We start from the raw sequence: 19,058 nt of genomic DNA, 5'->3' as shown, positions 1-19,058 counted from the left end.
GGGGGCAATAGCTAAATTCAAGTTAAGTTGGCGATTTTTAGCTATTGCCCCCGACATTCCTGTAAATTTAATTGGTGATAATGTACGAGTCCGCCAAGTTTTATATAACTTATGTAGTAACGCGATTAAATTTACCACAACCAGTGAGTCGCATCAGGGGCAAGTAAATATCACAGTTGAAGTTGCTCATAATACGGCTGATCATTTCACCGTACGTTTTTGTGTATCTGATAACGGCAAAGGTATGACCCAAGCTCAGCTACGCGAAATATTTAATCCCTTTATTCAAGCCGAAAGCTCTATTACCAGAGAGTACGGCGGCACAGGCCTTGGGCTTTCTATTTGTAAAAGCCTTACCGAGTTAATGCTAGGCACTATCTCTGTTAACAGTAACATTGGTATAGGCAGCGAATTCACCGTTGAGCTTCCTTTTGGTACCTCAGGCAAGGTTAAATATGCTCATAAAAATAGCTTAGACGGCAGGCATATTGTAGTAGTCAGTAATAATGCTGAGCGAGAGAAAATAATTTACCGTTATTTATCATTCATGGGGGCTAAAATAACCTATGTTCATAATCAGCAAGAAATTGAGGCGCAACAAGAGCAGCGAGATATAATTTGGGTGGTTGATGGTATCGACGATATGGATAACATAAACGCCTTTTTAAGACGTTTACTCTATTCGTTAGAAGATCATAACCAGCAAGTGGTGGTATTAAGCAAGTTAGATGATGCGACCATTAATCATAAAAATATTTTTTATATTAATGCCAGCCCGCTGTGTAAGTCTAATTTTATGTTATCGATATTAGTTGCTGCAGGCTTACATCAGCCAAAGCATATCAAAAAGCCAAAATCACTCGCTGATTATTTAGATTCAGAGCAAGCTGCTGATGCGAATAAACTTATTCTATTAGTTGAAGATAACCAACTCAATCAGCAAGTCATGTCAGATCAGCTCGAGATTCTTGGCTATGCTGTTGAAGTAGCTAATAATGGTGAAGAAGGCATTAATATGTGGCGTAAAGGCAACTATTCGCTAATCTTAACCGATTTACACATGCCGGTTATGTCTGGCTACGATATGGTCGAAAAAATTCGCAACGAAGCTGAAATGTTAGGCTCCATCGTGTCACAACCTTATATTATTGCCGTTACCGCAAATGCCATTAAGGGTGAAAAAGAACGCTGCTTAAACGTGGGGGTTAATGACTTTCTTACTAAACCTATCGAGCTGAACGTGTTAGATGAAACCTTGCTGCGTTGGAATGAAAAGTATAACAATAAGAAAAACTACGATATACAATCCAAACCGGCAATACCTATTAATATGGCGTCTGTCGCTAAATATATTGATGGTGATGCAGCGAAGCAAATTCGATTTTTTAAGATGTACTTAGAGCAAAGCCAAGAACTGATAAGGGCTATTAACTTTGGCGTTATGCAGAATAATTTAGAGGATATTATTGATGGCTGCCATCAGTTAAAGTCTATATCAAAAACCATTGGTGCACACCAAGTTACTGAACTGGCAAGCGTATTTGAAGAACAATGTAAAACAGCAACACCTAACAGTGATAAACTTATCGAGTTACGGGATCAATTAGAGATTGAATATTCTAAAGCGGCACAGTTCTTAAAAGAGCAAATTAAGATCAGCGAACAAGAAGATGAGTAAATTGCTCTGATAAACTAAAAAAGGGCTATTCAGCCCTTTTTTTAGTTTAATTAACTTTTATTTTTCTGGTGGCTTATAGCCTTCAATTTCAATATCTTTGTTTTCAAACAAAAAGCCTACCATTTGCTGCTCTAAAAAGCTGCGATGCTCAGGGTCCATCATATTTAAATGCTTTTCGTTTATTAGCATTGTTTGCTTGTGCTGCCACTGTGCCCAAGCTTCTTTGGAGATATTGTTAAAGATTTTTTCGCCAAGTTCGCCAGGATATAATTGAAATCCAAGCCCTTCAGCTTCTTTTTGTAACTTTTGACAAAATACTGTACGTGCCATAATTAATTCTCTTTAGCGATAGTTACCAGCAAGTTTAACCTATTGGCGCCATTTGTTTAACCAACTTTTTAGTCGGTGCGGCTAAACCCACCTCTATGGATTGATCTAGTGGGTACCAAACCAATTGCCGCTCATTAACCACATCCGGAATATGCGCTAACTTAAGTACATGTGGGTTAATCGTCAGCTCAAAGTGTGAAAACACATGGGTAAAGGGTTCCAGTAGCGTCAGCTCGGTTGTTAGTCCTTGCTGGGCTAAAAACAGTTCCAATTCGCTTGCTTCATTAAATTCAAAAAAACCAAACAACCCTCCCCAAATACCTGAACTTGGACGCTTTTCCATAAGTACTTTGTCATCGCATTGAATAATTAATTGATGGCAACGCTTTTTAGGCACTGCTTTTTTAGGCTTTGAATGAGGAAATACGGTAACTTGCTCAGCGTTAAATGCAGCACAGCGGCTATTTAACGGACACGCTTGGCAGTCAAAGCGACTACGGGAACATACACTGGCCCCTAAATCCATCATTGCTTGATTAAATTCGGTGACATTATTTTTTGGTGTTAACTGCTCGCTTAACTGCCAAAGCTGGTTTTCGACCTTTTTAACCCCATACCACCCTTCAACCATAAAAAAGCGGGCCAAAACGCGCTTTACATTACCGTCAAGTATCGGGTGGTGCTGCCCTAGCGATAATGATAATACTGCACCGGCAGTGGAACGCCCTATTCCAGGTAACGCCATTACTTCTTCAAGGGTTTCCGGGAACTGCCCTTGGTATTGATCACGGACTATTTTGGCTGTTTTATGTAAGTTACGTGCGCGAGCATAGTAACCTAAGCCTGTCCAATGATGCAGCACCTGATCTTCATCGGCATTTGCTAAAGCAATAATATCTGGAAAACTCGCCATAAACTTCTCAAAGTAAGGAATAACGGTAATTACTTGAGTTTGTTGCAGCATCACCTCAGAAACCCACACCTTATAAGGGGTTTTGGCTAACTGCCACGGCAGTGTTTTTCGACCATGAAGATGATACCAGTCAACAACTTGCTTAGAAAACCAGTCTGACTGTTGTTTGTTTAAATGCAAAATATTTAACTTATTACAGATGCTTAATGGCGGCTCAGTCTATTGCAGTTATTGAAAAGATCAAGCGATAGAGCCTATAAAATCAGCTAAAGCTTGTTATCGGTGCCGGGGTCAGGGATAATACGCAACCGTTTTTAAACCCGTTATTTTGTCAGGCCAATAATATGAGTGAATCAACTAACGCTAACCTTGAGCAAGCAAAGCAAGAAGGTAAATATATCCGTACTATTCGTAGTTTTGTAAAGCGCGAAGGTCGTTTAACCAAAGGCCAAGCTGCCGCTATCGAAAAGTGCTGGCCAACTATGGGCTTAGAACATAAAAATGGCATGCTGGATTTAAGCGAGGTGTTTGGCAACGATAACGATGTGGTGCTTGAAATTGGCTTTGGTATGGGCAAGTCACTGGTTGAAATGGCAAAAAATGCCCCGCAGTTAAACTTTATTGGTATTGAAGTACATCGCCCAGGTGTGGGTGCGTGCTTAATGGATGCCGATGAAGCCGGTATTACTAACCTACGTATTTTTGAACACGACGCCATAGAAGTACTTGCCGACTGTATCGCGGCAGAGAGCTTAGCTAAACTACAGTTATTTTTCCCTGATCCTTGGCATAAAAAACGCCACCATAAGCGTCGTATTGTACAGCCTGAGTTTGTCGAAAAATTACGTACTCAATTAAAACTGGGCGGGGTTTTTCATATGGCCACTGATTGGGAAAATTATGCCGAGCATATGCTAGAAGTAATGCAAGCAGCCCCTGGGTTTAAAAACCAATCGGCAACAAACGATTATGTACCACGCCCAGATGCGCGTCCTTTAACTAAGTTTGAGCAACGTGGACACCGTTTAGGCCATGGTGTGTGGGACTTAATGTTTGAGCGCACTGAATAAGCTAAGCACTGCATAATACAACTATCTGCTGCGGCTACTTTCAACAATACACTCAGTATTGAAGTTAGCTGCATCAGGGCCGCTATTAATGTGCTTTGCCTCGTGCAACAAAAGCATACAGGTGGCAAAGCTTACTTATAGCTGGGTGTATTATCTGTGTACAGGCAAACTTCTTCAGCAGAATTCGGGTTAAGAAATTAATCCCTCTATAACTAATCTATTTTTAAGGTAATGCTATTTATGAGCGTATTAACCAACCCAAGCTTACTATTACTGCGCAATAGCGAAAAGCTAGTCGGTAAGTCAATTTTGGTGGTCAACTTTGTTCAAGATGGCTTTTTAAACGAGCTTAAACAGCTTAACCCTGAAAGCAAAATTACCGCCTTTAGTTATAACCACGCTAATGCGGAGTTTGCCAAAAATATCGCTGGAGTTGATATAGCTATTAACCACAGCATGAAGGGTAATGACTTTGATTTAGTTATTCTATACTACCCAAAATCAAAACCAGAAGTATTAATGGCGCTGGATAATATACGCGCCATCATTACTGAAGATGCTGAGCTGTTAGTGGTTGGTGAAAATAAAAGTGGTGTTAAGTCCATTGAAAAGCAGCTAATGGGTAAAGCTCAGTTTAGTAATAAAATCGATTCTGCTAAACATTGTGTGCTCTATTCATTCGCGCAGCTTACAGCAAATAAACAGTTTGCTATTAGCGATTACCATAAGCACTTTACGGTAAATGTAGGCGACACTGAATTTACTGCAATAAGCATTCCTGGGGTTTTTAACCATGGCGGTTTAGACGCTGGAACAAAAATATTACTAGAAAACGCACCGCAAATTAAACACGGTAGCGTACTAGACTTTGGCTGTGGTGCTGGCTTAATTGCCACATATTTAGGGCTAAACAACCCTGCACTAAGTTTTGTGTGTAGTGATGTTAGCGCATTAGCAACTTATGCAACGCAGCAAACGCTTAAACTAAACAATATTAACGGCGAAGCGATACTTAGTGATGGTCTAAAAAATATTACCGGTAAGTTTGATCTTATTATTAGTAATCCGCCATTTCATACTGGTATTGCTACCGACTACACAGTCGCGGAAACATTTCTAGCCAATGCTAAACAGCACCTGACCAAAGCAGGTAAGCTCAATATTGTGGCCAATAGCTTTTTAAAATACCCACCTATTTTGGAAGCACAATTTGAAAACTTTCAAACGGTATTTAAAAATAATAAATTTGCCGTTTATAGCAGCTAAACCTACTGCTCGCTAAACTCAGCGTACTCAGGCAGCGACTAACACAGTCGCTACAAATGTTAATGACAAGAGCTGGCAATACAAAATAACGAATTTGCTCTGCTGAGTAATAGCGCCTTAAATTACAACTTAGGCGCTCAGAGTTAGTAAACGCGCGCGCATAAGTGATCCTATTAATGAGCGAGCTATGACTGAGTAAAAAAGTTAGAGTAATTACACTACGGCCCTTGAATTATGTCAGTAGCGGCCACATTTATAAAACATCTGCTAACCAGCCCGATCTTTTTGTTTGGTAAATGGCTTGAAGTTAAATAATTTATGAACTTTAATGCTTTTAAGATATCACATAGATTGATGAAAGGTTGGAAAGTGATATAATTTCGTTTTGAATTAGTCTGTTTATTTTATGTATCTTTACCTGATTGATGGGTGCATCAATTACTAAAGGAAAATGGCTTCGACTTTAATAATTCAAAAAATGCATCCAATTTAAAAGATCAATTAAACAGTAGTTCACACAATGCCTTTCTATAGTGGGTTTTTGCGATTCCCTACTGTTTCGTCTAAATGGTTTATACTTGTTAACATTTAGATATAATCCTATAATCTCTAGTAATCGGTTTATAGAACCATGCCGGTTTTTTTGTAATAAAATACTCCAAAAAGGTTAATTAAAAATGCAAACGCCAGTCATTCTGATTGTAGAGGATGAAGACGTAACTAGACTAAACCTCGTTAGTTTATTTGAAGCTGAAGGTTACAAAGTTATTGAAGCCATTGATGGCGATGATATGCATGATAAGCTTACAAATAATGACGACGTCAATCTCGTAGTTATGGACATCAATCTGCCAGGCAAAAACGGGCTGATCTTAGCTCGCGAATTACGCCAAAAACGCAAAGTCGGTCTTATTTTCTTAACGGGTCGTGATAACGATGTAGATCGTATCTTAGGCCTAGAAATTGGCGCTGATGACTATATTACTAAGCCATTCAATCCTCGCGAATTAACTATTCGTGCGCGTAACTTAATTACTCGTACTGCCTTAGGCGGTGAAGAGTCTGCACTAGAAACAAATGGTGTAATTACGTTTAATGGTTGGGAACTTGACGAAAACAGTCGTTGTCTTACCTCTCCTAGCGGTGACGCAAAACGTCTTCCTAAAGGTGAATACAGAGCATTACGTTTAATGCTTGACTCTCCAGGTCGTATTTTTAGCCGTGAGCAATTAATTAAACACATGACTGGCCGTGAGCTACGTGCTAACGACAGAACTGTAGATGTGACTATTCGTCGTATTCGTAAGCATTTTGAAAGCGACAACTCTACCTCTGAGTTGATCAGCACCATCCATGGTGAAGGTTACCGTTTCATTGGTAAAATCGACAGCTAATTAGTTACTCTAATTGTTGTAAGAATAAATGAAGGGCATGTTGCCCTTCATTTATTTTATCTGCTAACACAGTTAACCATTGCGTTAACACTGCATCTGATTCATCAAGCGCGCCATACTCCATTACTTTTGCATGTAATTGCACATCATTTAAACCTACCGAGCCTGCTGCCCCTTTTAATTTATGTGCCACAGACTTGTATTCTTCTCGGTCACCGCTATTTAACGAGCTGAGTAATTCTTGCTGATACTGCGGATTGAGCTTGGCAAACAACTGGCTGCTGCGTTTAAATACTTCAAGCCCCATAGAGTTTACAAAGTCTTCAATGGTTTCAATATCTAGTAGCTGTACGTTAATGCCCGAAAGTGCCTCTGCGCTCACTGTTAGTGGCTGCTCATTCGCTTGCGTTTGTTGAATCCCAAACAAATCCGCTAGCATGTTATCCAACTTAACCGTATTAATGGGTTTCGCCAACGCCCCTTGAATTGCAATTCCGGCCAGCTCTTGCTCGGCACTGCGCACGTTCGCGGTTAACGCTACAATAGGTAAGCTATCAAAGTGGCTATCGGCTCTAATTTGCCGTGCGACTTCATCGCCATTGATATCTGGAAGCTGCATATCGAGTAAAATCAGATCTAAGTCATCTTCTGTGGCGACAAAAGACAACGCATCTTCACCAGTTTCAGCCCAAATCACCTCATGTCCGCGCTGCTCAAGTAAGTTAGTCGCAATCTCGGCATTTAACGGCACATCTTCCACTAATAATATATTTAAGCTACGGCCAACATAATTTTGCTCTTTTGGAGCCGTACATAAATTCAATGGAATTTCGACGATAAAGCAGCTGCCTTCACCGGCGACGCTGCGCACTGAAATAGTACCTTTCATAGCATCGACTAACGCCTTAGTAACCGCCAAGCCGATACCTGAGCCGATTGCATTAGTGCCTTTAAGATCGGGGGCTTTGTAATACATATCAAAAATTCGCGGTAGTTGATCCTCCGGTATCCCCTCGCCGGTATCCGACACTTTCATAGTTAACCAGGGGCCATCGGCGCGGTTTTCACGAATAAAGTCCAATGTCACCCCACCCTTGTGGGTAAACTTAACCGCATTGTTGATGAGATTCCACACCACTTGGCGTAATCGTGTAGGGTCAAGCAAGGCATAAATATCTAACATACCCGCGCGTTTTATATCAAAAGACAGCTCTTTTTGTTCTGCTATCAAACCTGCAAAGTTAACCACATCGTTAATAAAGTCAGCAACATTAATTGAGTTGGCAGCAATGTCTAACTGATCTCTGTCTATTTTATCTAAATCAATAATATCGTTAAAAATATTACCTAAAGTCTCGGCGCTAGAAAACACCGTATTACACCAACTACGTTGCTGCTTATTGAGCTCGGTATCAAGCAACATACGGGTAAGACCAACAATCCCATTGAGCGGAGTACGCAACTCATGGCTTAAAGTAGCAATAAACTTACCTTTATCTTTATAGGCCGTTTCAAGCGCTTCGGCGGCCTCTTTACGACTCGTAATATCACGGCCAAATGCCAGTAACCCTATGTATTCACCTTTGTCGTTAATAAAGGGCAGTTTACGTAACTCAAACCAACGTTTTTCGCCTCCCACATCATATTCAACGTCTATGGTTAACGGCTGATGAGTTTGCTCAACTTGTTTATCGGTTTTTAAAACTTCTGATAGGAAACGACTAGGAAATATTTGCTCCGCCGTTTTACCGATTAATTCACTGCTGGTTTTTCCCATCACCTCTTCAAACATTTTATTACAACCGGCAAACACGCCATTGTTATCGCGGTAGTAAAATAAATCGGGTGAAGAGTCAACAATGGAGCGCTGTAACATACTTTGCTGGGCAAGTTCTTGTTGCGTTTTTTTACGCTCAGCAATCTCTTTTCTAAGCTCTTCTATTGCGCGATGCTTAGCATGAAACGCCATTTTACGTTCGTCAATTTCAATGTTTAACCGTGTGATATTATCTTTTAATGTTTGGTTAAGTAGTTTTTCTTGTTTGGTAGCACTGTCTAAGTACGCATACGAAGCGTCTAACTGGCGAATAGAATTGAGTAACACACTAATGACCAACGGCGATACCACCGCCGTAAAAAACATTACCGCCAGCATTCCCACTAGGTCAACTTCGCCAATGGCCACGTAATAAAACATACTTGATAAAACCAGTGATACCGCTAGTAACACCACATAGCAAATAGCAGCCGTTTTAAACTCACCAAATCGAGTTATTAGGCTAGAAAGAGCTCGAGCCCATGGGCTCAAAGAAGAATCGGTCATATATCTGGGTATCTCTTAGCTAAATGCTTCATTACAAACAAGTGGAAACTGACATTAGCGCTGATTTTAGCATTTTATCTGTGCTATTTTCAGCTTGTGCGATAAAAACAAAAATTATTTGTTGAAATCAGCAACTCACTAACACTGATATTATTGCCCAGAAGCATAAACTAGCTATAACTCGGCATTCCAGCAGGAAATTATTTAGTGTAAAATGCGGCGTTTTATTATTGCCAATAACGAGTAATGCACCATGCAAACTAATATGCCCGATATAGCTAACACGGCACCCGCCTTACAAACAGGTAAATTAGACTGGGTTGGTATGGGTGAGATAGATTTACCTTTTATTTTTGAGTCGCATGGCATCACGCCAGTTACCGTTAATGCAAAAGCCCGTGCCTTTGTGAACTTACATAAAGAAGATGCTAAGGGCATTCATATGTCGCGCTTATTTTTAGCGCTCGATACGCTCTCTACTGAGCAACACGTTAATCCACATACTCTAGCGCAAGCGCTTGACAGCTTTATTACTAGCCACGATGGCCTAAGCGATAAAGCCCAAATAGAGTTTAACTTTGAGCTGCCGCTGCGCCGTGAATCACTATTAAGTGGTAAAGTGGGTTGGAAAAGCTACCCTGTCACGCTAATCAGCACCATAGAGCAAGGTGTCATTAATTATGAACTGAGTGTTGATGTTACGTATTCATCAACCTGTCCGTGCTCGGCGGCACTGGCACGGCAGTTAATACAAAATGCATTTGCCGAACAATTTCAACAAGAAACCATCAGCCAAAAAGAAGCGCTCGCGTGGTTAGGCACAACGCAAGGGATTGTTGCCACTCCGCATTCTCAGCGCTCTATTGCTAATGTTAAAGTAAAATTAGCTAACAACATTGCAGAGTTCGACGTAGTAACGTTAATTAACACCCTTGAAGACGAACTAAAAACCCCAGTGCAAGCGGCTGTGAAGCGTGAAGATGAGCAAGAGTTTGCTCGCCTCAATGGGCAAAACCTGATGTTTTGTGAAGACGCCGCACGTAAAATTAAAGCGGTACTTGAGACACGTCAATATAGTGACTACTGGCTGCAAATAAATCACTATGAGTCTTTACACGCCCACGATGCGGTAGCTATCGCTGTTAAAGGCGTTGCTGGCGGCTATCAAGCCTAATAATTGAGGTGATAATAAAGCATTCGCTTACAAACTTAATTAACAACTAACTTTAGGCACATTTATTGCTAAGTTTAAGCAGTGTCAATTTGTTGTTATGGAGTTACCAGATGGAATTCGCTTTATTATCAATATTAGTATTAGTGGTAGGGGCGTCTGTTGTTGCGTCAAAATTTAGTGATGATGGCGGCAACCCTTACCCTTTCACCCGTAAACACAGTGTGTTTACTCAGGTAGAAAGTGCCTTTTTAACCCTATTAGAACGCGCGGTTGGCGATCAGTATAAAATTATTAGTCGTGTTAAGTTAATCGACGTGATTGATTGTAAGCAAGGCTTATCGGCCAAGTCGAAACGTGCCGCCATGGCTAAAGCGAAACATAAACAGCTGGATTACGTTTTGGTCGATAAAGAAAAAATGACCGTGGTGGCTGCCGTTGATTTGGTCAATAACTCCAATAAAGATGGACATAAAGCACAACGTGACTGGTTTGTTAGTGGTGCATTAGAGTCTGCAGGCATTCCGCATATTCGCATGAAAGTAAAAGCCGGATACCGCCCTAATGAAGTGCGCAATGCAATTATGTTTAAGCTAGGCAAACCTGCAGTGGCGCAGCCCACGCAGCCTGTTCGTAGTCGCGTACAAAAACCTGCGGTGCTCTCGGCTTCACAAGCTAAAGCGCATACAACGGCGTTAGCCGAAATTTAAAATAGATTAAATACTCTCCTAAAGTATTTTAAGCGAGCCGTGAAAACTGCTCGCTTTTTTGTTTTTTATTGCTAATTTCACGTATAATCAGCGTATTCAAACTCAGGAATTTAACACGATGAATGTTGGTATTATTGGCGCAATGGAGCCAGAAGTTAAAATTTTGCGCGAAGCGATGCAAAATCCACAAGTTTTAAACAAAGCGGGTTTCACCTTTTACACCGGTGAACTGGCGGGTAACACAGTGACACTGGTGCAATCGGGTATTGGCAAAGTAGCCTCTACGATTGCCACCACGCTGCTAATTGATAACTTTACCCCCGATTGCGTTATTAACACCGGCTCTGCAGGTGGTTTTGATCCATCTTTAAACGTGGGTGATGTGGTTATTTCATCAGAAGTGCGTCACCACGACGTCGATGTTACTGCTTTTGGCTACGAAATCGGTCAGGTTCCACAAATGCCCGCAGGCTTTGCAGCACACCCTAAGTTAGTGGCGGCCGCTGAACAAACCATTGCGCAAATTAGTGACGTAAAAACACTAGTGGGTTTAATTTGTACTGGCGACACCTTTATGTGCGATCCAGTGCGTATTGACAAAGCCCGTAGCGACTTTCCTACTATGCTGGCGGTTGAAATGGAAGGCGCATCAATTGCACAAACCTGTTTTTCACTCAATACTCCGTTTGTGGTTATTCGTTCTATGTCTGACATTGCCGGTAAAGAGTCACCGCAATCGTTTGAAGAGTACTTAGAAACAGCATCGATTAACTCATCTAAAATGGTGATTGCCTTACTTGAAAAACTAACGGCAGTTTCACTGTAAATGCTCAGCAATTTGGTTCAAAATCATTTGGACTTTATTGTATTTAGTTGTGCGCTCCTTGCTGAGCGCTTTTTCCCTTTAGTCACTTGGTATCACCCCAACACCGCGTTAATCGCTATTTTTAGTGCCATCGGTAAACGAACATATCGGGCTGATGAAACTAAAAGTTACCACTATTTAGCAACTATCCTTGCCTGTAGCGTTATCGTAAGTGTGCTACTTATTATTGTGGTATTACTGCTAGAGCTTGCCTTTTACCCTGAGTTACTCGCTGGGCTTATTTTATATTTATGCCTTGAAAGTAAAGCGCTAGATAAAAAAGCCTTGCGGATTGCCAAGCTGCTCAAACAAAATCAAAAGTCGGCGGCGCGCGAGCTGTTAAAACCATTAGTTGCGCGAGAAGTAACTAAGCTCTCCGCTGCGGGGATTTTAAAAGCAGTAATAGAAAGCCTAATATTGCGCACTGCACGTTATTACTTTGTGGTGATATTTATTTTTTTAGTCTTTGGCCCAATAGCAGCGTTAGGCTACCGATTACTCACTTTGATCCACAGCGCCTGGCGTAATAATGTGAAGCCCAATAGCGTATTTTTAGGGCCATTACGCGTCAGCTTATTTATTATTGAATTTATTCCGATGCGGTTACTGGCTTTAACCATTGCAGCCAGCAAGGCGAGTAAGCAAAGTCTGCACTACATTAAGCATTACGGCCGTCATTACTACCAAACTAACAGCGGGTGGTTACTCAGCTGCTGCGCGGCTTCGTTAGGAGTACAGCTTGGCGGACCCGCTGTTTATTTTGCAGAGCGATTTAATAAAATGCGTATTGGCAGCGATCGCTTGCCTGTTGCTGAGGATATAGCGGTTATTATTAATCGCTTAAATCAAGCGCGCGGGTTTTGGTTTTTAGTAATACTAGGTATTGAAATATTAACCAGCATTTAACGCTATTAGCCTAGGTATACACCACTAATAAATCACCACAAAAAAACCAGCCGCAGCTGGTTTTTTACTTTTTTGCTAAATTAAGCAACGGTAATATTGGCAAACTTACGTTTACCTACTTGGTAAATAGCCGTGCTGCCTTTGGCGATTTCCATTTTTGTATCGGTGATTTTATCTTCACCATTTAGTTTTACGGCCCCTTGCTTAATCATTCGCATCGCTTCCGATGTGCTTGCAACAAGGTTAGCTTCTTTAAGTAAGTTAGCAATTAAAATCGTTTCTTGCTCAATAGTGACTGTCAGCTCAGGAATTTCATCTGGCAGGGCTTTTTTCTGAAAGCGCTGAATGAAGTCATCATGAGCGGCTTGTGCATCTGCTTCGCTGTGAAAACGCGCAATCAGCTCTTTAGCAAGTTCAATTTTAATATCGCGAGGGTTGGTGCCCTGCTCAACACGTGCTTTTTGCGCCGCTATCTGTTCAATCGATAAACTGCTCAGTAAGTCATAGTAACGCCACATTAGCACGTCGCTAATTGACATTATTTTACCAAACATGTCATTAGGTGTATCGGTAATACCAATGTAGTTACCTAGTGACTTAGACATTTTTTGCACGCCGTCGGTGCCCTCAAGTAATGGCATCATCAATACGGTTTGCGGCTTTTGCCCTTCGTCTTTTTGTAACTCACGGCCCATTAAAAGGTTAAAGCGCTGATCGGTACCGCCCAGTTCTACGTCTGACTCCAGTGCTACCGAATCCCAGCCCTGCACCAGTGGGTACAAAAACTCATGAATCGCGATAGATTGACCACTGCCATAACGCTTTTTAAAATCATCACGCTCTAGCATACGCGCCACGGTTTGGCGCGCAGCGAGTTTGATCATACCTGCAGCACCTAAAGTTTCCATCCATGTAGAGTTAAACGCCACGGTAGTTTTTGCCGGATCGAGAATTTTAAACACTTGCTCTTTATATGTCTCGGCATTGGCCAACACGTCTTCGCGAGTCAATGGTTTACGGGTAACGTTTTTACCCGTTGGATCGCCTATCATGCCGGTAAAGTCACCAATTAAGAAAATAACCTCATGACCTAAGTCTTGAAAGGTTTTCATTTTATTAATCAGTACTGTATGCCCTAAGTGTAAATCAGGCGCCGTAGGATCGAAGCCAGCTTTGATTTTTAATTTTTTTCCAGATTTTAATTTTTCAATTAACTCATCTTCAATTAATATCTCTTCTGCACCGCGTTTTATCTCTGCAAGAGCGGTTTGTAAATCCACTATGTGTTACTCCAAAAAGTTTTGTTAACGAAGGGGTTAATTATTAATATATTTGCGCTTACTGGCACTTTAAAGCATATACATCTATATAGCTAAGATAACAAATTTTTAGCTAATTAAAACCATTTTATCGCAGCTTGGGTTACTCAATTCGCCATTCAGCCGTTGTTTTATACACTTATAAAAATAGCCATTTGCTAGATTTTTTAGGCTATATTGACTAGCGCAGCATTTACTTAAAATAGCGGGTTATTTTTTAGCCCGTGCCATTTAACTATTCGCTTAATAATTCACCGAGTTAGCTAATAAGATCGGTGCATAAAAGTGTTTAAGTTAGCGCGATATTAACCTTGTAATGTCAATTGTCGTGGTGATTTTAGCGTAATTTAGCGCGAGTTTAAATCTACAAAACACTAGTATTCACGCATTATTCGTTATATCCTGCAAGATATTCTATTTATTTCTTGACAGCAGAAAAGGCACGTTATGGTTCACGTGGTTCACACGCTCCCCAAAAAACACAAGTTGCTTATTTTAGGTTTGGTTTCTGCTATTGCTGGCTTAGCCTTTTTACCTTCTGAAAAAGCCACCGCCTCCAAAGATAATAGTGTTAACACACTAGAGATTGGCAAACGCTACGAATTACAAGTTAAAGTTGATGACAACGAAAAACTAACGGCGTTAAATTCAGACACAGCAGCTGCAAAATTACCTGAATACGACTTTGTTGATCACCAAGTAAAAAATGGTGACAACTTAGCGATTATTTTTAAGCGCGCAGGTTTTTCGGCGCAAACGTTACATAAATTAATCAATACTAATGCAGAGACTCGCAAACTCACTAAAATTCACCCCGGTGAAACACTGAGCTTTGCTACCGCTGAAAATGGTGAGCTGGCTCAGTTGCGTTATGTAATTTCTAAAACAGATACGCTATTTGTTACTTTAAACGAAGACGGTCATTACGACACCGCAATCGATAGTAAAGAAATTGAAACCCTGACTAAAACGGTAGGCGGTGAAATTTCTAATAGCTTTTGGACTTCTGCAATTGCAGCAGGTTTAAGCGAGCGTCAAATAATGAACTTTGCCGACATTTTTGGTTGGGATGTGGATTTTGCCAACGATATACGCAAGGGCGATGCTTTTGGCTTAATTTATGAGTCGCATTATGTTGATGGTGAGTTTATTGGCACCGGTAAAATTATTGCCGCTGAATTTATTAATCAAGGTCAGCGCTATACCGCTATTCGCCACACTGACGGTAGTTTTTATACCCCTGAAGGGCGCAGCATGAAAAAAGCATTTTTACGTGCACCGGTTAATTTTAAATATATCAGCTCTAGCTTTAACCCGCGCCGCTTGCACCCGGTAACAGGACAAGTTAAAGCACACCGCGGAATAGACTTTGCAGCTCGTACTGGCACTCCAGTGGTGGCGTCAGGTAACGGTAAAGTGATTAAATCTGGTTACAGTAAATACAACGGTAACTATGTGTTTATTAGCCATGGCACGCAGTATGTCACTAAGTACTTACATCTACACAAACGCTTAGTAAAAACCGGTGAAAAAGTTAAACAAGGTGAACAAATAGGCACCGTTGGCGCAACGGGTCGTGTTACCGGTGCACACTTACACTACGAATTTTTAGTGAATGGTGTACATCGTAATCCTAAAACCGTTAAATTACCTAAGTCAGAGCCGCTACCGCGTGCCGAACTTGCTAAATTCAAACCGATTGCCGATAACTTTATTGCGCAATTAGAGCGTAACCGCGAACTACAATTAGCGCTTAAGTAATTTAAAAAAGAACGATAAAAAGCCTTTGCTAGGTAACTTGCAAAGGCTTTTTTGTGCTTTTAATTCAGTAACACGTAAATTAACTGTATTACCAGCGATAGCATCACCAATGGCCAAATATATTTACTGTATTTAGCGGCCCCCTCCAATCCCAGTTTGCTTTGGTACTTTTCTAACAGCGGAATGAGGATCAGCAACGCAACAAATAGGCTGATCAAAATAACAAATATATTCATAGCAGATCCTTAAATTGGTGCTCAATTAGGGTAACTCGTAGCCTTTGGCGCTCACATATAATGCGTACCAATGCTCTCTACTCAATTGGACATTAATGGCATCACATGCGTTAGCAATGCGCTGGCTATTAGTCGTGCCAATTACCGGCTGAATTAGCGCAGGATGACGTAACAACCAAGCCAACACGATTGCCTCTGCTGAAGTATTGTAAAGCACCGCCAGCTTGCTCACTAAAAGAGCTGTATTTCGCTCTGCTGGTGACGCATTTTCAATACTTTTACCACTATACACTCCCTGACATAAGCTGCCCCAACTTTGTATTTGAATCTCTTGCTCACGGCAATATTCAATGCAGCCTGGAGTAAAATTAATCGTATTGCCCTGCGAATTGCCCGCGTAAACACCTTGATCGACCCAGCCTGATTTTTGCAAACTGGCTTCAATTTGATTGGCAACAATTGGCATATCAAGGGCATTTTGCAAAAACTGAATGTGCTGTTGCTGCATATTAGACACTGCAAAATGACGTACTTTGCCGCTTTGCTTTAAGCGACTAAACACGGCGGCTACTTCAGCTGGCTGCATTAATGGATCGGGGCGATGCAGCATTAACACATCTAAATAATCGCAGTTTAGCCGCTTTAGCGAGCCATTTACTGAGTGCTCTATCCACTGAGCTGAACTATCGTAACGTTTAGGCCCATGCTCGTCCGCAAAGCGAATGCCACACTTTGACTGTATATATAGTTGCTCTCTTAGCTCTGGGCGCTGTGCTAACACAGTGCCAAACACTTGCTCTGCTTTGCCGAAAGTATAAATATCTGCGTGATCAAAGAAATTTATACCGCCAGCCAGTGCGCTATCAATGCAGTTGTGGGCTTGTTTAATATGCGTTTGGTCGATCGCATCTTTATTCCACTCTCCGCCAAGCCCCATGCAGCCAAAAATGAGTTTACTGACATTAGGTAAGTACTTTGCTAACGGCGTTTCCTGCATTGGTTTTCCTTAAAGGTAGTAAAGCTGCCCACTGTAAACAAAATATTGGCAACAATAAAGCCTTAAAAACACGCAAAAAAAAGCGCAGTAAACTGCGCTAATCGGTTGGATTCTATTATCTTTTAGCCAACAAGTGCGAGCAATATACCTGCGGCTACTGCGCTGCCTAATACACCGGCAACATTGGGCCCCATCGCATGCATGAGTAAGAAGTTATGCGGGTTATTTTCAAGACCCACTTTATTCACCACACGCGCAGCCATGGGTACTGCCGACACGCCAGCTGCACCAACTAATGGGTTAATTGGCGTTTTAGATATTTTATTTAAACCTTTTGCCATAAAGACACCCGACGCGGTACCAATTGCAAACGCCAAGGCACCTAGTACTAAAATACCTATCGTTTCCACGGTTAAAAACTTATCTGCGGCCAACTTAGAGCCCACGGCTAAACCTAAAAAGATAGTGGTGATATTGATAATTTCATTTTGTGCACTGTTACTTAAACGATCAACCACTCCAGATTCACGCATTAAGTTACCTAAACAGAACATCCCTACTAGCGGAATAGCCGCGGGTAAAAACACTGCCGTTAAACTTAGTACCATTAGCGGAAAAATAATTTTCTCTTTTTTCGATACTTTACGCAGTTCTGGCATTTGTATTTGACGCTCTGCTGGTGTCGTTAAGGCACGCATAATCGGCGGCTGAATAATGGGCACTAATGCCATGTATGAATACGCAGCCACAGCAATGGCACCTAGTAAATCTGGGGCAAGCTTTGAAGCTAAAAATATCGCCGTTGGGCCATCAGCACCACCTATAATGGCAATGGCTGATGCATCTTGCAGGGTAAACTCAAAGCCCGGAACATAATTAAGTAAAATTGCGCCAAATAAAGTAGCAAAAATACCAAATTGCGCTGCGGCGCCAAGCAGTAACATTCGTGGGTTAGCAATCAGCGCACTGAAGTCTGTTAATGCGCCCACGCCCATAAAGATTAATAGCGGGAAAATTCCAGTATCAATCCCCACATAATACACGTAGTACAACAATCCACCCGGATCAGACAAGCCAGCTACGGGAATATTGGTTAATATGGCACCAAAGCCAATAGGCAGTAACAACAGCGGTTCAAAGTTTTTAGCTATGGCTAAAAACAATAATAAACACCCTACCGCAATCATAACCAAACCTGGAAATGTAAAGTTAGCAATACCGGTGGCATGCCAGAGGTTTAAAATACCATCCATCCTCTGTTAACTCCCTAAGCCAGTGCAATCATAGCGTCGCCAGTCGTCACGGCATCGCCTTCATTTACCAACACCTCAGCAATGGTACCGGTATGCATAGCGCGTACTTCGGTTTCCATTTTCATTGCTTCCATGATGATCACCACATCGCCTTCATTTACCACTTGGCCGGCTTTCACCTTTATTTTAAAGATATTACCTGCCAGTGGTGCGTTAAGCGTTTCGCCTGACGCAACCGAAGCCGATTGTGGAATGTGCTCAGAATCTTTTAAGCTCACTTCTTTGAGCTCACCGCCTTGGGCGACAACTACGTCATAAACCTTACCATCAACTTTTACGCTATATTGTTCAGCGCTGACTTTGTTGTTATTTTTTGTGGTTTTACTTGCCGCTTTATCTTTGCTGTCTTCAGCGCTGGGAATTGCTTCAAACGCCTCTGGGTTATTACGGTTTTTAATAAACTTTAAACCGACTTGCGGGAATAGCGCATACGTTAGCACATCATCAATAACGTCATCTGCCAATGTTAAGCCTTGCTCTTGTGCCGCTTTACTCAACTCAGCTTCTAATGCAGCTAATTCTGGCTGTAGCAGATCGGCAGGACGACAAGTGATCACTTCGCCGCCATCGAGTACTCGCTCTTGCAGCTCTTTATTCATAGCAGCTGGCGTAGCACCATATTCGCCTTTTAATACCCCTGCCGTTTCTTTGGTAATGGTTTTATAACGCTCACCGGTTAAGACATTCAGTACTGCTTGAGTTCCCACAATTTGCGAGGTAGGGGTTACAAGCGGTAAAAAACCTAAGTCTTCACGCACTCGTGGAATTTCTAATAATACTTGGTCTAACTTATCAGCAGCCCCTTG

17 protein-coding genes are annotated in these 19,058 nt (G+C 41.5%); 9 read left to right on the top strand and 8 right to left on the bottom strand.

What is annotated here, in order from left to right; all coding sequences use genetic code 11:
- The coding region (locus ABYB02_RS06935) for an ATP-binding protein (RefSeq protein ID WP_372761736.1) at positions 1 to 1,678 on the top strand (1,678 nt) is incomplete at its 5' end.
- Positions 1,679 to 1,735: 57 nt separating this feature from the next.
- Here ABYB02_RS06935 and ABYB02_RS06930 read toward each other — a convergent pair.
- Entirely contained in the window at positions 1,736 to 2,008 is a 273-nt protein-coding gene (locus ABYB02_RS06930) for an oxidative damage protection protein (RefSeq protein WP_372761735.1), read from the bottom strand.
- 34 nt (positions 2,009 to 2,042) lie between these two features.
- Positions 2,043 to 3,104 (bottom strand): A/G-specific adenine glycosylase, encoded by a 1,062-nt coding sequence (mutY, locus tag ABYB02_RS06925; RefSeq protein WP_372761737.1) that lies wholly within the window; start codon positions 3,102 to 3,104, stop codon positions 2,043 to 2,045.
- Positions 3,105 to 3,265: 161 nt separating this feature from the next.
- Here mutY and trmB point away from each other — a divergent pair, with 161 nt between their 5' ends.
- The 3 genes from trmB to arcA all read left to right on the top strand — a co-directional run bounded on the left by trmB (position 3,266) and on the right by arcA (position 6,651).
- Entirely contained in the window at positions 3,266 to 3,991 is a 726-nt protein-coding gene (trmB, locus tag ABYB02_RS06920) for a tRNA (guanosine(46)-N7)-methyltransferase TrmB (protein ID WP_372761734.1), read from the top strand.
- Between the two features lie 240 nt (positions 3,992 to 4,231).
- The gene (locus tag ABYB02_RS06915) at positions 4,232 to 5,257 is read left to right on the top strand and encodes a methyltransferase (RefSeq protein ID WP_372761733.1); all 1,026 of its coding nucleotides are present in this window, start codon (positions 4,232 to 4,234) and stop codon (positions 5,255 to 5,257) included.
- 677 nt (positions 5,258 to 5,934) lie between these two features.
- The gene (arcA, locus tag ABYB02_RS06910) at positions 5,935 to 6,651 is read left to right on the top strand and encodes a two-component system response regulator ArcA (protein WP_372761732.1); all 717 of its coding nucleotides are present in this window, start codon (positions 5,935 to 5,937) and stop codon (positions 6,649 to 6,651) included.
- Between the two features lie 4 nt (positions 6,652 to 6,655).
- On the opposite strand, the gene arcB is transcribed toward arcA, so the two are convergent.
- A complete protein-coding gene (gene arcB, locus ABYB02_RS06905; protein WP_372761731.1) occupies positions 6,656 to 8,974 on the bottom strand; it encodes an aerobic respiration two-component sensor histidine kinase ArcB in 2,319 nt (772 codons plus the stop codon).
- Positions 8,975 to 9,227: 253 nt separating this feature from the next.
- On the opposite strand from arcB, the gene folE2 reads away from it, so the two are divergent.
- From folE2 to ABYB02_RS06885, 4 genes are all read left to right on the top strand, one after another.
- The gene (gene folE2, locus ABYB02_RS06900) at positions 9,228 to 10,148 is read left to right on the top strand and encodes a GTP cyclohydrolase FolE2 (protein WP_372761730.1); all 921 of its coding nucleotides are present in this window, start codon (positions 9,228 to 9,230) and stop codon (positions 10,146 to 10,148) included.
- Positions 10,149 to 10,258: 110 nt separating this feature from the next.
- Positions 10,259 to 10,855 carry a DUF2726 domain-containing protein gene (locus tag ABYB02_RS06895; protein ID WP_372761729.1) on the top strand — a complete coding sequence of 199 codons (597 nt, stop codon included), beginning with the start codon at positions 10,259 to 10,261 and terminating at the stop codon, positions 10,853 to 10,855.
- Between the two features lie 118 nt (positions 10,856 to 10,973).
- Positions 10,974 to 11,681 (top strand): 5'-methylthioadenosine/S-adenosylhomocysteine nucleosidase, encoded by a 708-nt coding sequence (gene mtnN / locus ABYB02_RS06890; protein WP_372761728.1) that lies wholly within the window; start codon positions 10,974 to 10,976, stop codon positions 11,679 to 11,681.
- The gene (locus tag ABYB02_RS06885; protein ID WP_372761727.1) at positions 11,682 to 12,626 is read left to right on the top strand and encodes a cobalamin biosynthesis protein; all 945 of its coding nucleotides are present in this window, start codon (positions 11,682 to 11,684) and stop codon (positions 12,624 to 12,626) included.
- A gap of 80 nt (positions 12,627 to 12,706) precedes the next feature.
- Here ABYB02_RS06885 and tyrS read toward each other — a convergent pair whose 3' ends face one another.
- Positions 12,707 to 13,906, bottom strand: coding sequence for a tyrosine--tRNA ligase (tyrS, locus tag ABYB02_RS06880; protein WP_372761726.1), 1,200 nt, complete (start codon positions 13,904 to 13,906; stop codon positions 12,707 to 12,709).
- A 486-nt stretch (positions 13,907 to 14,392) separates the two neighbouring features.
- Between tyrS and ABYB02_RS06875 the strand changes: the two genes are divergently transcribed.
- Positions 14,393 to 15,706 carry a peptidoglycan DD-metalloendopeptidase family protein gene (locus ABYB02_RS06875; RefSeq protein WP_372761725.1) on the top strand — a complete coding sequence of 438 codons (1,314 nt, stop codon included), beginning with the start codon at positions 14,393 to 14,395 and terminating at the stop codon, positions 15,704 to 15,706.
- 59 nt (positions 15,707 to 15,765) lie between these two features.
- Here ABYB02_RS06875 and ABYB02_RS06870 read toward each other — a convergent pair whose 3' ends face one another.
- From ABYB02_RS06870 to ABYB02_RS06855, 4 genes are all read right to left on the bottom strand, one after another.
- Positions 15,766 to 15,942: a hypothetical protein gene (locus ABYB02_RS06870; protein ID WP_372761724.1), complete on the bottom strand. Its 177-nt coding sequence runs from the start codon at positions 15,940 to 15,942 to the stop codon at positions 15,766 to 15,768.
- 25 nt (positions 15,943 to 15,967) lie between these two features.
- Entirely contained in the window at positions 15,968 to 16,939 is a 972-nt protein-coding gene (locus ABYB02_RS06865; protein WP_372761723.1) for an aldo/keto reductase family oxidoreductase, read from the bottom strand.
- A 122-nt stretch (positions 16,940 to 17,061) separates the two neighbouring features.
- Entirely contained in the window at positions 17,062 to 18,192 is a 1,131-nt protein-coding gene (locus ABYB02_RS06860; RefSeq protein ID WP_372761722.1) for a sodium ion-translocating decarboxylase subunit beta, read from the bottom strand.
- Positions 18,193 to 18,206: 14 nt separating this feature from the next.
- A partial coding sequence (locus ABYB02_RS06855; protein WP_372761721.1) for a biotin/lipoyl-containing protein occupies positions 18,207 to 19,058 on the bottom strand: 852 nt, incomplete at its 5' end.

Source organism: Pseudoalteromonas sp. (assembly GCF_041613455.1).
GTDB lineage: Bacteria > Pseudomonadota > Gammaproteobacteria > Enterobacterales > Alteromonadaceae > Pseudoalteromonas.
This window is presented reverse-complemented; position numbering and strand designations above follow the sequence as displayed.

Coding starts and splice junctions, on each gene's coding strand:
- ABYB02_RS06930 (WP_372761735.1), bottom strand. CDS start 2,008: ATGGCACGTACAGTATTTTGTCAAAAGTTACAAAAAGAAGCTGAAGGG.
- trmB (WP_372761734.1), top strand. CDS start 3,266: ATGAGTGAATCAACTAACGCTAACCTTGAGCAAGCAAAGCAAGAAGGT.
- ABYB02_RS06915 (WP_372761733.1), top strand. CDS start 4,232: ATGAGCGTATTAACCAACCCAAGCTTACTATTACTGCGCAATAGCGAA.
- arcA (WP_372761732.1), top strand. CDS start 5,935: ATGCAAACGCCAGTCATTCTGATTGTAGAGGATGAAGACGTAACTAGA.
- arcB (WP_372761731.1), bottom strand. CDS start 8,974: ATGACCGATTCTTCTTTGAGCCCATGGGCTCGAGCTCTTTCTAGCCTA.
- folE2 (WP_372761730.1), top strand. CDS start 9,228: ATGCAAACTAATATGCCCGATATAGCTAACACGGCACCCGCCTTACAA.
- ABYB02_RS06895 (WP_372761729.1), top strand. CDS start 10,259: ATGGAATTCGCTTTATTATCAATATTAGTATTAGTGGTAGGGGCGTCT.
- mtnN (WP_372761728.1), top strand. CDS start 10,974: ATGAATGTTGGTATTATTGGCGCAATGGAGCCAGAAGTTAAAATTTTG.
- ABYB02_RS06885 (WP_372761727.1), top strand. CDS start 11,682: ATGCTCAGCAATTTGGTTCAAAATCATTTGGACTTTATTGTATTTAGT.
- ABYB02_RS06875 (WP_372761725.1), top strand. CDS start 14,393: ATGGTTCACGTGGTTCACACGCTCCCCAAAAAACACAAGTTGCTTATT.
- ABYB02_RS06870 (WP_372761724.1), bottom strand. CDS start 15,942: ATGAATATATTTGTTATTTTGATCAGCCTATTTGTTGCGTTGCTGATC.
- ABYB02_RS06865 (WP_372761723.1), bottom strand. CDS start 16,939: ATGCAGGAAACGCCGTTAGCAAAGTACTTACCTAATGTCAGTAAACTC.
- ABYB02_RS06860 (WP_372761722.1), bottom strand. CDS start 18,192: ATGGATGGTATTTTAAACCTCTGGCATGCCACCGGTATTGCTAACTTT.